At 60.1% G+C, this 12,916-nt stretch carries 10 protein-coding genes; 4 read left to right on the top strand and 6 right to left on the bottom strand.

Translation table 11 applies throughout. The features are described 5' to 3' along the window. The first annotated feature begins 31 nt into the window (after nucleotides 1–31). Nucleotides 32–754, top strand: coding sequence for an acyltransferase (locus IG627_RS09910; RefSeq protein ID WP_193192193.1), 723 nt, complete (start codon nucleotides 32–34; stop codon nucleotides 752–754). A gap of 63 nt (nucleotides 755–817) precedes the next feature. Further along, nucleotides 818–1,330 carry a shikimate kinase gene (locus tag IG627_RS09905; RefSeq protein ID WP_193192192.1) on the top strand — a complete coding sequence of 171 codons (513 nt, stop codon included), beginning with the start codon at nucleotides 818–820 and terminating at the stop codon, nucleotides 1,328–1,330. A 260-nt stretch (nucleotides 1,331–1,590) separates the two neighbouring features. Here the strand turns inward: IG627_RS09905 and IG627_RS09900 are convergent, their stop codons facing one another. Then, nucleotides 1,591–2,061, bottom strand: coding sequence for an Lrp/AsnC family transcriptional regulator (locus IG627_RS09900; protein ID WP_078085981.1), 471 nt, complete (start codon nucleotides 2,059–2,061; stop codon nucleotides 1,591–1,593). A 276-nt stretch (nucleotides 2,062–2,337) separates the two neighbouring features. On the opposite strand from IG627_RS09900, the gene IG627_RS09895 reads away from it, so the two are divergent. Next, nucleotides 2,338–5,904 (top strand): indolepyruvate ferredoxin oxidoreductase family protein, encoded by a 3,567-nt coding sequence (locus IG627_RS09895; protein ID WP_193192191.1) that lies wholly within the window; start codon nucleotides 2,338–2,340, stop codon nucleotides 5,902–5,904. 199 nt (nucleotides 5,905–6,103) lie between these two features. On the opposite strand, the gene IG627_RS09890 is transcribed toward IG627_RS09895, so the two are convergent. Beyond that, nucleotides 6,104–7,378: an OprO/OprP family phosphate-selective porin gene (locus IG627_RS09890; protein ID WP_226864914.1), complete on the bottom strand. Its 1,275-nt coding sequence runs from the start codon at nucleotides 7,376–7,378 to the stop codon at nucleotides 6,104–6,106. A 140-nt stretch (nucleotides 7,379–7,518) separates the two neighbouring features. Beyond that, the gene (locus IG627_RS09885; protein WP_193192190.1) at nucleotides 7,519–8,409 is read right to left on the bottom strand and encodes a TraB/GumN family protein; all 891 of its coding nucleotides are present in this window, start codon (nucleotides 8,407–8,409) and stop codon (nucleotides 7,519–7,521) included. Between the two features lie 287 nt (nucleotides 8,410–8,696). Here IG627_RS09885 and IG627_RS09880 point away from each other — a divergent pair, with 287 nt between their 5' ends. After that, nucleotides 8,697–9,800 (top strand): glycosyltransferase, encoded by a 1,104-nt coding sequence (locus IG627_RS09880; RefSeq protein ID WP_193192189.1) that lies wholly within the window; start codon nucleotides 8,697–8,699, stop codon nucleotides 9,798–9,800. Nucleotides 9,801–9,812: 12 nt separating this feature from the next. Here IG627_RS09880 and IG627_RS09875 read toward each other — a convergent pair whose 3' ends face one another. The 3 genes from IG627_RS09875 to IG627_RS09865 form a co-directional block, all read right to left on the bottom strand. Then, a complete protein-coding gene (locus IG627_RS09875) occupies nucleotides 9,813–10,916 on the bottom strand; it encodes a glycosyltransferase family 4 protein (protein ID WP_193192188.1) in 1,104 nt (367 codons plus the stop codon). A 139-nt stretch (nucleotides 10,917–11,055) separates the two neighbouring features. Continuing rightward, nucleotides 11,056–11,649 carry an acyloxyacyl hydrolase gene (locus IG627_RS09870; protein WP_193192187.1) on the bottom strand — a complete coding sequence of 198 codons (594 nt, stop codon included), beginning with the start codon at nucleotides 11,647–11,649 and terminating at the stop codon, nucleotides 11,056–11,058. A 100-nt stretch (nucleotides 11,650–11,749) separates the two neighbouring features. Then, entirely contained in the window at nucleotides 11,750–12,916 is a 1,167-nt protein-coding gene (locus IG627_RS09865; protein ID WP_193192186.1) for a sigma-70 family RNA polymerase sigma factor, read from the bottom strand.

The raw sequence follows: 12,916 nt of genomic DNA, 5'->3' as shown, positions 1-12,916 counted from the left end.
GAGTAAGAGGCGGGTTAGTCGGTTGTGAATAATGCGTAAGGATCATAGACCCTACTGGTTGAAGCACTGGTTATTGCGGTGGCGTAAGTGGCGCACGCGCTACTTCCTGTTGCCGCAGTTTGATGCGGTCGGCGCTGACCCGGAAATCATGGATCCGGGTTCCGTATCTGTGTTCGGCAAGAATATCCGCCTGGGCGATTATCCGCACCTGATCTCCACACCGGACAAGTGTATTCGCTTTACCACGCTGGGTCACAAGGGCGGCGATGCCTTTATCACCATTGGCGACTATGTGCTGATTTCTCCCGGTGTGCGCATTTCCGCTGCCGAGTCGATTACCATTGGCGATGCCTGCATGATCGCTGCCAACGTCTATATCTCCGATTCCGACTGGCACGGTCTCTACAATCGCACTCGCCCCTTCCGCTGCACCGCACCGGTGCGCCTGGGGAACAATGTCTGGATAGGGGACAGCGCCATTATCTGCAAGGGGGTCAGCATCGGTGACAATTCGGTCATTGGTGCCGGCAGTGTGGTGACAAAAGACGTGCCGGCGAATACCGTTGTGGCCGGAAACCCGGCCCACGAGATCAAGCAGATCAATCCCCGCCGGCGTATGATCACCCGCGAGGCCCTCTTCGCCGATGCCTTCCGCCAGGCCCACAATATGGATGAACTGGATCGGATGCTGCTGCAGGGCAACTCCCTGAGGGGTTGGTTGCGCTCGCTGGTGTTTCCCCGTCACGGCGATTGACCGGTGCCGCTAAAGGTTTCACTGGTAACTGACTCCCGGCGGTATCGGTAATAAAATAGCGAAATGAAAAAAAACAAAAGTATTGTCCTGATAGGCATGCCGGGCGCCGGCAAGAGTACCCTGGGGGTGTTGCTGGCCAAGGAGCTGGCTCTGGATTTCGTCGACACCGACGTGCTGATCCAGCTGCGCGAGAGCAAAACGCTGCAGGAAATCATGGACGAGAGCGATTACCTGAACCTGCGCCGTATCGAGGGCGAGGTGATCGCCGATGCCGACCTGCCCAATCATGTGATCGCCACCGGCGGCAGTGTCGTGTACAGCGAAGAGGGTATGGCAAACCTGCAGCGTTTCGGTCCTGTGGTTTTCCTGAACTGTTCCGCAGATGAGTTGCGCCGTCGCATTCACAACTACGAGAGCCGCGGTATCGCCAAGGCGCCGGGGCAGTCGTTCGAGGAGCTGTTTGCCGAGCGGCAGGCGCTGTACCGGAAATATGCGGATATCACCGTGGACTGCGACGGCAGGGATCTGCAGCAGGTGCTGGATCGGGTACTGGTAGGATTAAAGGCGCTGAATTAATATCAGTTTCTGAGGCTCGGGAGCAGCGGAAGAATACCAGTGCTTGAAGCGAAGGCCCTGATGCCGGTGGCTATTTGAGGGACTGTTGGCGAGAGGGACCTCGCCGACAAGCCTACAGGGATGTATTCACGGCGTGTCCCGCAAATAGCCACCGGCATCAGGGCCGCCACCAAGCTGGATGGAGGTTCGGCGCTTGATGTTCCTCGCGAGTAAGGGCAAACATGCGGGTTGCCCTTGATGATAATTTCCCAGACGTGAAATTAAAGCGGCAGCTGAGTCGTGTACTTGACCTGCTTCAACGCAAAGGTGGAATTGACCGATGCCACATTGGGCAGGTGCACCAGCGAACGCTTCAGCAACTGCTCGTAGTGCTCGACACTGTCCACCACCACACGCAGTACATAGTCCTTGTCGCCACTGGTGGAATAACACTCCACGACTTCTTGCACGTCCTGTACGGCGGACTCGAAACTGTTCAGGGATTCTTCGTCGTGGTTGTGAATGGTGACATAGCAGTATACTGTGACCCCTAGGTCGAGTTTACGGGGGTCGAGCAGGGTGACGCGTCCGCGGATTATGCCCTCGGCCTCCAGGCGTTTGATTCGGCGCCAGCAGGGTGTGTGGGACAGGCCCACTTTGTCTCCGAGTTCCGCCATGGAATAATCGGCGTTCTCCTGCAGCGCTCGCAGTATCTTACGGTCAAAATCATCCAGGTCTGTCGAACGCTTCATATAAACTCCTATCCTACAAAATTTGTACTGGTCGAGATTTTCATCATAATTTTACGCGCATATGTGTAAATAAAGCAATGCTCTATTGCGCTTAACGCACTAGTATGACCCTGACCAGTCCGTCGCAGATTCTACGCTTTTTGTGATTGCCCGCCAGTCCGCTCATCCGGGCCGGGCAAACTACACTGCCGACGGCTGATGGCAGCAAAGCCGAAAGAATAATGACCAATAGTCCGAAAGTCGTTTCGAACTGGATAGATAACCGGAAGTAGGCGTATGAGTGAAAAAGTAAGCGGCGCGCAAGGCGCGGCCCAGTCCCAGGTGATAGGCCAGGCAAAGCAGGTCTCCCTGGACGATCGCTACACCACCCTGAAGGGGCGCGTGTTGCTGTCGGGTATCCAGGCTCTGGTGCGCCTGCCCATCGACCAGATGCGTATGGACCGGTCCCGCGGGCTCAACACCGCCACTTTTATTTCCGGTTACCGAGGCTCGCCGCTTGGCGGCTATGACCAGCAGCTGGCCCGCGCGAAAAAACTTCTCGAAGAACAGAATATCCGCTTCCAGCCCGGCGTGAATGAGGAGCTGGCGGCGACTGCTGTCTGGGGTTCACAGCAGGTAGGCCTGTTTGAGGGCGCCGAGGTGGATGGTGTCTGCGGCATCTGGTACGGCAAGACGCCGGGTGTCGACCGCTCCTGCGATGCTTTCCGCCACGCCAATGCGGCCGGTTCCTCCCCGAAGGGCGGTGCCCTGATCGTCGCCGGCGACGACCACGGCTGCAAGTCCTCTTCCTATCCGGGGCAGTCCGAATTCGCCTTCGTGGATATGCATATTCCGGTACTGAACCCGGCTACCGTGCAGGAGGTGCTGGACTACGGCCACTACGGCCTGGAACTGTCCCGCTTCAGCGGCTGCTGGGTGGCGATGATCACCCTGGCGGAAAACATGGATAGCTCCGCTACCGTCGAGGTGGATCCGGAGCGGGTGCAGTTTTCCTATCCGGAAATCGAGCGCCCCGAGGGCGGCCTCAATATCCGCAAGCAGGACAACCCGCTGGAACAGGAGGAGCGCCTGTGGCGCTACAAGCGCCCGGCGGCCCTGGCCTTCGCCCGCGCCAACAAGCTGAACGAGGTGGTGCTGGAAAACCCGCGCGCGAGCCTGGGGATAGTCACCACCGGCAAGGCGCACCTGGACCTGATGCAGGCCTTCGAGGATATGGGTATAGACGAACAGCGGGCGAAAGCGCTCGGTATCCGTATCCTCAAGGTGGGTATGACCTATCCGCTGGACGTGCCCGGCATCCAGGAATTCGCCCGCGGCCTGGACACACTGCTGGTGCTGGAAGAAAAGCGCAGCCTGATGGAAGTGCAGTTGAAAGAAGAGCTGTACAACGTGCACCAGAAGGATCCGCATTTTCCGCGAATCCTCGGCAAGGTGGATGAGAACGACCGTCCGCTGATGCCGATGTACGGTGAACTGTCGCCGGCGATTATCGCCCAGGTCCTGGGCAGGGTATTGGGCGACGAGAAACTGGATGAGCGCGGCAGGCACCGTCTGATGCGTCTCAATGCGCTGGCGGAGCGCGTCGCCGAGCAGGCCGGTTCCAGTGTGTCGCGCCTGCCGATGTTCTGCGCCGGCTGCCCGCACAACCGCTCCACCAAGGTACCTGAGGGCAGTCGTGCCCTGGCCGGCATCGGCTGCCACTATATGGCCCAGTGGCTGGACCGCGAGACCTATACCTTCACCCAGATGGGTGCCGAGGGCGTTAACTGGGTCGGCCAGGCGCCCTTTACCAGTGAGAAGCATGTGTTCGTCAACTTGGGCGACGGCACCTATTTCCATTCCGGCATCCTCGCCATCCGCGCCTCTGTCGCGGCCAAGGTGAACATCACCTACAAGATACTATTCAACGACGCCGTCGCCATGACCGGCGGCCAACCCCACGACGGCGAGCTGGCACCGGACATGATCTGTCGCCAGGTGCTGGGGGAGGGCGTGCGCAAAGTCGTGCTGGTGATGGACGACCCGGACAAGTACAAGGGTGCACTGACATTTCCCAGCGAGGTGGAGATCCGCCACCGCGACCATCTGCCCGTGGTGATGGAGGAGCTGCGCGAAACCGAAGGCTGTACTGTCATCATCTACGACCAGACCTGTGCCACCGAACTGCGCCGCAAGCGCAAGCGCGGCCTGCTGCCGAAAGCGGAGGGGCGCCCGTTTATCAATGAGCGGGTGTGTGAGGGCTGCGGTGACTGCGTGCAGCAATCCAGCTGTATTGCGGTGGAGAAGGTGGAGACCGCCCTGGGTGACAAGCGCCGCATCAACCAGACCGGCTGCAACCAGGATATGTCCTGTGTCAACGGTTTCTGTCCGTCTTTCGTCACCGTAAAAGGCGGCAGGCTGGCCAAGCGCGCCGGCGTCGGCGACGTGCTGCGCACCGAGGCGGAAAAGCTGCCGCCGCCGCAGTTGCCCGCATTGAGCGAACCCTACAACCTGCTGGTAACCGGCGTTGGGGGCACCGGCGTGGTGACCATAGGTGCGCTGCTGGCAATGGCGGCGCATATCGAAGGCAAAGCGAGCAGCACCCTGGACCAGACGGGGCTCGCGCAGAAGGGCGGGGCTGTCTATTCCCACGTGCGCTTTGCCGCCGAGCCGGAGGCGCTGCAGGCGGTGCGCATTTCCGACGGTCGCGCCGATGCGCTGATGGCCTGCGACCTGATTGCCGCGGGTAACCTGCAGGCCTGCCTGGCCAAGCTGGACGAGACCCTGAGCCGCGCCGTGGTGAACACCCATCTGAGCCCGACCGCGGCCTCGGTACTGGGGCGTGAGGACGTGCACTCGCCGCAGGCGGTGCTGGACACTCTCAGCGGTGCGGTGAAAGAGCTGGAGGCGGTGGAGGCCCACAAGCTGACCAGCGCCGCCCTGGGCGATACCCTGGCTGCCAATATCTTTATGCTGGGCTACGCCTGGCAGAAAGGGCTGTTGCCCCTGGCGCAGGATTCCCTGCTGCAGGCGATCGAGCTGAACGGCGTCGCCGTGGAGGGCAACCTGCAGGGCTTCGCCGCCGGCCGCCTGGCCGCCGCCAACCGCAAGGGGCTGGACGCACTGCTGTCGCGGGACGAGAAAGAAGTCGAACTGCCGCGCGGCCTGGAAGAAATAGTCGTGCACCGCGTCGAGCATCTGACCGGTTACCAGAACGCCGAGCTGGCGAGCCGCTACCGCTCTCTGGTCGACAGGGTCAAGGCGGCGGAAATTCTGAAAGTGCCCGGCAGCGAGGCGCTGGCGGAAGTGGTCGCGCGCTACTATGCGAAGCTGCTCGCCTACAAGGACGAGTATGAGGTGGCTCGCCTCTATACGGATGGCCGCTTTATCAAGGCGCTGGAAGAGAACTTCGCCGGCGACTTCGAGCTGGAATTCAATATGGCACCGCCGCTGATAGCGCCCTTCGACAAGGCGCTGGGTCGCCCGCGCAAGCTCAAATTTGGCGGCTGGATGTACAGGGCCTTCGGTCTGCTGGCGAAACTGAAAGTCCTGCGCGGCACGCCGCTGGATATCTTCGGCTACACCGCTGAGCGCAAGATGGAGCGCGCCCTGATCGGCGAGTTCGAGCAGTTGGTGGACAGGGTGATCGGCGAACTGAACGCCGAGAATCACGCCGCCGCCATAGAATTGCTCAGCTACCCGGACCTGATCCGCGGTTACGGCCTGGTCAAGGACGAGAGCCTGGAGCGGGCGCGGAAGCAGCGCGATGCTGCTCTGCTGCGCTTCGAGAACCCGGCGGCGGACCTGAATGGTGCTGCGCCGGTGGAGGTCTTCGATCCGGCCAAGGCGCAGCAGGTGGGGTAAGGAAATGCGGAATGCGGAATGATGAATGCGGAATACGCGAATGAGCATCGCGTATTCCGCTGGAGCGGGGGCCGCGCCTAAGCTAGCGGAATAGTGGGTTTGACGATTAAGCCTCGGCCGAACATTCTATTCCGCATTCCGCATTCCGCATTCCGCATTCCGCATTCCGCATTCCGCATTCCGCATTCCGCATTCCGCATCACCAGCTCGCCTGGGCGCGAAACGCCAGCTGGTCGGTTTCGTCGCCGGTAAAGTCATCGTCCCCCAATACCACATTGAGCATAAATCGCACGCGCGGGTTGAAGTAGAAGTTGACCCCCAGCGTGACGTTGCTCGCTTCCAGGTCGTCAATGTCCTTGTTTTCGATGGTCTGGTAGCGCGCGGTCAGCTCCCAGGCGCCCCAGCCGCTGCGCGGTTTGACGGATCTGAATACGCCTTTTTTGCTGTCGTAGGGTTTGTGTTCACCGGTGATCACCCAGCTTCCCATGACGTACCAGGTACGCACGTCCTGGCCGCCGATATAGCAGCCAAAATCCGGGTCGCACTCGAAGCTTGGCGGGGCGCCAAAGAAGTCTTCGAAGGCAATTTCCGACAAGAAGTAGTCTCCCTCGAAATCCCCGTACACATATTCCGCCTGTGCGTAGAGAGGGCCGTGGGTTCCCGCCAGCTCCAGGCCCACGGTGTTGACGCTGCCGCCCTGATCGCCGAAGAAAAAATCGTCGTTGTCGAAGTCTTCAACAAAGAAAGACCTGTCGCCCGGAGTCAATGCAATCAGCTGGTCCGGACCGCGGCGTCCGGCGTAGGTGACGTCAGCCACTAGGGGGTCCGAATCCCGGTTGGCATTGTCATGGCTCCCCGAAATCCCCAGGTGGACAGTGCTTAGGCTGTCATTGAGAGGGGCCCAGGTAAAGCGGCTGGAGGCTCCCAGCCCCTCGTTGCGCGGGCCGCCGGGGTCGCGCAGGTTATAGCCGGCGACACCGAGGGTATAGCAGTCCCAGAAGGTGTGCCAGCCGATGCCCTGTTGCCGCTGGCGGTCGGCATAGATACCTCCGGCGCTGGTAAATGAGCGCTCCATCATGGTTATTTCATTGGAGCTGGTCATCTCTTCCATGGAGCGATAGGGTTTGAAATTGCCGATGGTCAGCTTTCCACCGAGCACTTTGGTGGCGATATAGACGTCGCGCATACCGCCGGTGCCGCTGGAGGCGAAGTCGCGATCCAGTTTGTACTCCCATTTCCACAGCTGGCCACTCACTGCCAGGCGCGCGCGACGGATTTCGGTGGTGCTTACCGGGTCTTCGATGTCGGGGTCGAAAAGATAGGTGTCAAAGTGGATGCGGCCGCCGAGTTGGGAAGAGAAGTTGCCGTCATCCGAAGTGATTTTCAGTCCGCCTTTGGTTTCCGCCTGGTCGGCAATAGCCGGGTTGATCAATACCACGCCGGCCAGGGCGCAGAAAATTCCACAACGGATCATTGGATACCTCCCTGTATCTGTTCCCTGCAATAGTTTGTATAAACAATGCAATTCGAGTTTAGCAGTTGCGGGAATGGCAACCCGTAGTAATCATTAATTTCAAGAATAATTAATATCGGGTTGCGCGGGGAGGAAGGCAGTTACAGGCGTTGCAGTTTGTATCCCTCTTTTTTTAGCAGCGCTACAACGCTCTTATCCCCAATCAGGTGTCCCGCACCGACAATGACAAACAGGGGATTGTGGGCCGGGTCTGCACTGGCAATTTTTTCTGCCATGAGCCGGTTGCGACGGAAAAACAGGGTTTCGTACAGCGGAGCGTATTCGGGGTGCTCTGCGAGGCCGTCGGCGATGATGAGTTGATAAAGTAAGTCGGTATCCCCCTTCTTCCAGGCACTGGTCATCTGCGGCACAAAAGATTGGATATCTTCCAGCTGCTCCAGGGTCTGCTGCAGCAGCAGGTCCGGATTTTCAAGATTGTTCAGTAGTTGCAGCTGTTGCAATACGCCCTCGAGTTCCACGACGGGCTTGCCGTCCCGTTTTGCTTTCTTCAGGAAGTGGCGATCTATACCGAGACTGGGATCCAGGCCCAGTGCCTGCATTTCCATCATGCTCAGGGTGACCATCGCAATGGCGGGGCGCTGGCGAATGAACATCGCCTCCGGCAGTTGCCGTCGCTTCAGCCAATCCTGGAGTTGGCGGTAAGTGGCGGGTGAGAGATCGTCGCGCAGGCTGCGATCGCCCTGGTAGAGGGATTCCAGCATGATCCGCTGCTGCAGAGCCATGTCGGCTTCCGCGGCGAGAATATCCGCTTCGACCACCAGCGCGTCGCTATCGGCGTAGGCGCGCTCGATCTGCGGCCGCAGGGGGTAGAAGTCGGGTGTGGCCAGGTGTACGGAGCCCAGCAAATAGACCGTCTGCCCCTCTTTGTCCGCCTTCCAGAAGACACCTCTATCGGTTTCGCCCGCAGAGGCGACGCCGCAGATCAATAGCAATAGGGCGAACATTGGCAGCAATAGGCGGGGGTATCTCATTGTTTTTCCCTGTTCTTGTTGACTGTTCAAGCATGGTAGCACCCATTGCAACACCCTACATCCGGCGGTTTTCCGGCATTTCGCACAGTTGGCAAGGGGTGGGAAAGGGGGAAGGAGGAAGAAGAAGGAGGCCGGCGATAGCGGGATGATATTGTTTTCCCCGCGGGGCATTGGGAAGCCGGTTTCGGTTGGCCCGGCTGAAAGAGAAAACTGTGCGGGATTTACTGTGTTTTCATCCGCGGGAGCTTCAGAATAGGTAAGTTTTCACTGGGTTCATGGTGACAGTCGTGAAAGTCGTACAAATATTATCCGGGCTGGATGCCGGGGCGGTTGAGAAGGCCGCGCTGGATTTCGCCCATGAACTGGTGCGGCTCGGCCATGAGTCCATCGTGATATCCAATGGCGGTGAACTGGTGCCGCGCCTCACTCTTCGCGGCAGTCGGCATATCCAGATGTCGCTGCACAGGAAGTCCCTCTGGTCCCTGCGCCAGGTAAGCCGCCTGCGCCGGTTGTTGCAGGAGTTGCAGGCAGACGTCGTCCATGTGCGCTCGCGCATGCCCGCCTGGATTACCTGGCTCGCCTGGCGCGGTATGGCGGAAGGAAATCGCCCGCGACTGGTTACCTGTGTACACGGCCAGTATTCTGAAATTCTCTACAGTGGTGTCATGGCTTCCGGCGAGCGGGTCATTGCCGCCTCCCGCGGTGTGGCCGACTACCTGCAGGCGCGCTACGGCAAGCGGCTGCGCAGGCCGCCGCAGGTCATTTACCGCGGCGTGAATACGAGGGAGTTCGATCGCGATGCGCCCATTTCCGGCCAGTGGCAACTGCGCCTGCTCAACGATTATCCGCAATTGGAAGGCAGGCACTGGCTACTGATGCCCGCGCGCCTTGCGCCGGATAATGGCCAGGGTACTTTTCTGCAGTTGCTGGCAGTCATCGCCCGGCAGCGGGACGATGTGTTCGGGCTGGTGGTTGGCGGAGCGGACCCGGGGATGGAAAAGTACGCGCGCAAGCTAGAGCAGCAGGCGCTCGACCTGGGACTGAGCGACAGGGTGCTGTTTCTGGGTGAGCGCCGCGATATGCGTGAGCTCTATGCCAGTTCACAGATCACTTACGCCCTGCCTGGACGCCCGGAGGTCGTCAGCCCGGTTGCTGCAGAGGCACTGGCAATGGACTGCCCCGTCGTCACCTATGCGGATGGCGCTTCAGCCGAAATACTACAACAGTGCTTTACTGCTGGGCTGGTAGAGCGCGGCAACCTGGAGGCGCTGGTACAGGCCAGCCTGCAGATACTCGAGTGCCCACAGCCTGTGTCTTTCAATGGTTTGAGCCATGAGGATACGGCTGCGCAGACGCTCGCGGTGTACCGGGAACTGTGTCAGTCGGCATGATTCAGTCCTGACTCAGGAGATCAACTGCGAGTAAATCCGCCAGGTCGCCTGCGCCATATTGTCTAATGTGAGCTCGCTGGCAGCTTGCTCAAAAGTCGTGGCGAAGTCGCTGCATAGCCTCTCCCTGTCCTGCAAGGCGTAGTCGAGCCTTTCCGCCAGATGCGAGGGCTCCAGGCTGTCGAGTAGATATGCCGGTGGAATATAGTCCTCGGCGTTGTCGACGCGACTGGAAATCACCGGGCAGCGATTCAGCAGTGATTCTACCAGCGTGTAGGGCGCGCCCTCGCTGCGCGAGGGGATTACCAGCAGGTCGGCGGCGCGCATAAAGGCACTGACCCTGTCGGTATCACCGACAAATCTTACACGGCCGCCGAGATCCAGGGCTTTGCTCTGTTGCTCGAGGTTGGCCTTTTCCGGCCCCTCTCCAAGAACGATCAGTTGCACCCGTGGCAGTTCGGTCAGGGCTTCCAGCAACAGGTCGATACCCTTGAGCTTCACCAGGCGCGCCGCCGCCAGGATTCTGGGAGCCGGCCCCAGGTCGAATTCCAGCGGCGACAGTGGGTAGGTGGGGATGTCGATGCCGTTGGGGATGATATGCCAGGCCAGGCGGGAATTGGCGACGGCGCTGCGGCTGACGGCGATGCGCGCAGCAAAGGCGCTGGCCAGTTTGTCGCGCGGGTGACGCACGTTGTGGCGAGTGATGACCTGTTGCGCCTCGGTGTATTTCTGTACCGCCGCCAGCAGCTGCGCTGACTTGCTGCCGTGTCCGTGGGCTATCTGGTATTCGCCGGCGCGGATATGGTTGGCCAGGCGCCAGATCAGGTTGGGATGGTGGCGGCTGCGATCGGTGTTGAGTGGAATAAACTGAACCCGCTCATCGAGCGTGCTCTGGTAGCGGGGGTGGGCAATAACGGAAATTCTGGCATCGGTGTTGCGCGCCTGCCAGCGGGAGAGATCCGCCACGTGTTTTTCCATGCCGCCGTGTTCGCGGCTGGCAATCAGGTGGCAGATACTGAGCGGACCCGCGTGATCCCTGCTGCTCAGCGCCTCCGCGGCCTGGCGGAGGCCTGGTGCCGCCCGATCGTCACTGTGAAACGCTGAACTCTTAGCGCCCATAAGTCCCCCATATTTTTATGGGGCGTATTCTGCGGGATGCCTGTGACAGAAATTTGATTGAAATGTGACTGTTTGGCGACGCCGGGTGTTCAGGTCATTGTCCCCTGGTATTTATGAAGTGCGGGCAGGGGCTGCCTCCCTAGAAATGAAAATGCCCGTTCAGGGACGCGAAGTCAAAGCCGGGATTCGGGGTGTTGGTGTAGGCGTTGGAGAAGTGGCTGTAGCGCAGCGACAGGGTGTAGCCATTGCGCATGCGATAGCCGCCGGCGAAATGCAGGGCGAAATTGGGTTTGGTTGTGAGGTGGATATCGCCAAAGTCTTTGTTGGTCAGGTAGGCGACGCCGACGCCGGCTTCAGCGAAGATACCGAATGCCTCCTGCTGGGGGTACCAGCGCAGCACCGGCTTCAGTTCGAAGATATTCTGGCGCTGCTGCTCCCCGCGGTAGTCGAGACGCATATGGGAATAGCTGCCCTGGGCCCACCACTGCCAGTTGCCGGCGCCGCCCCGGTACTCTGAGAACAGGTAGGAGTAGTTGATTCCCGCCATGTCCGCGCCGGAAATGGACTCCTGCTGAATCAGTGCGTCGCCGAGTCCCTTGCCGGCGCTGACGATCAGTTCCTGTTCCGCACGGGCGCCGGGTGCCGTTAACAAGCTGCCCAGGATCGCGGTGAGAAACAGTGTGGAGGAAGAAAGTGCAGAGGAAACTGGCGCGGCGGCAAAAAATCTGCGCATGACAAATCGCTTAATACTGAGTTGAAACAGTAAATAAGCCTAGCGGTATCTCTGCCGAAGGCAAGCCCTATTCTACCCGCTTGTCACCCACCACGTGGATCTAGCGCCACTGGCGCTTGAGCTGGCGCAGTGCATCCGAATGCAGCTGCCGTGCGCGCTCCTGGCTGAGCCCCAACTGTTCGCCGATGACGCGGAAGGAGCAGTCCTTATCGGAGATAAGCCCATAACGCAGGTTCAGCACCGTGCGCTGGCGCGCGGGTAGCCGCGCCACGGCTTCGCGCAACCTCTGTGCCAGCTCCTGGTTGGTGACCAGTTCATCGGTGTTGTAGAGCTCGTCCGCCGGTGCGTAATCCAGTCGCGTACTGCTCTGGTCATCGGAGACAGGGTCGTCCAGTGAGCCGGTGGGGCCGGGTAGCTTCAACAGGCTCTGCACGCGTTCCAGTTCGAGACCGGTGTGCCTGGCGAGATTCTCGTCGGAGGCGGGCAGTCCGTCTGCGCGCACCTCGCCGATGGCGCGATAGATGGTGCGCAGGTCGTCTTGCACATTGGCGGGCTGGCGCACCAGGTCTTCATTGCGGCGCAGTGCCAGCTGAATTTCCTGCTGAATCCACCAGTAGGCGTAGGTGGAAAAGCGGTATCCCATCTGCGGCTTGAAGCGCTCGATGGCTTTCATCAGGCCGACATTGCCCTCCTGAATGAGGTCGATGAAAGGCACTGAGGGGTTGCGGAAGCGTTTGGCAATGGCGATGACCAGGCGCAGGTTGCACTGGATCAGCTTCTTGCGCTGTGCCTGGAAACGCCGCAGCAGGCTCTGCATCGAGCTGCGATCGCGCCGCGGCAACTTGTCCGAAGCCAGCAGCTCCTCGGCGCGGGCGATAATCAGGCCGTGGTCATAGGCCCCGGTACTACCGCGCTGTTCCACCCCCTCGCTGCGCAATTGCACCAGCTCCACACCGCGTTTTTGCAGCAGTGCGATCAGTTTGTCTTCCAGATCCCTGAGCAGGCAGGTGGTGGTGTGTTCCTCTTCGGGAGTCAACAGTTCCAGTCGATACAGGTGCTTGAGATAGCTCTGCATCGGGGTGCTGCTGCTTTCCGCGGTCGTATCCCCGGCGGCGGGCGTTTCGGCGGATCCCGCCTCACTTCCGCTATCGGCCGCGCGCTCGGATATATCTTCGGCGGCCTCATCGAGGGGAGCGGCCCCTGAGAGGGATTCGTCTGTGTCCTTCAGCCATGCTTCATCCCTTGAGTAAATATTTTCTCGGGACAA

Origin of the sequence: Microbulbifer taiwanensis, assembly GCF_014904815.1 — a bacterium.
In the GTDB taxonomy this organism is placed as follows: domain Bacteria; phylum Pseudomonadota; class Gammaproteobacteria; order Pseudomonadales; family Cellvibrionaceae; genus Microbulbifer; species Microbulbifer taiwanensis.
The sequence above is the reverse complement of the archived record's forward strand: the minus strand, read 5'-3'. Positions and strand labels throughout refer to the sequence as shown.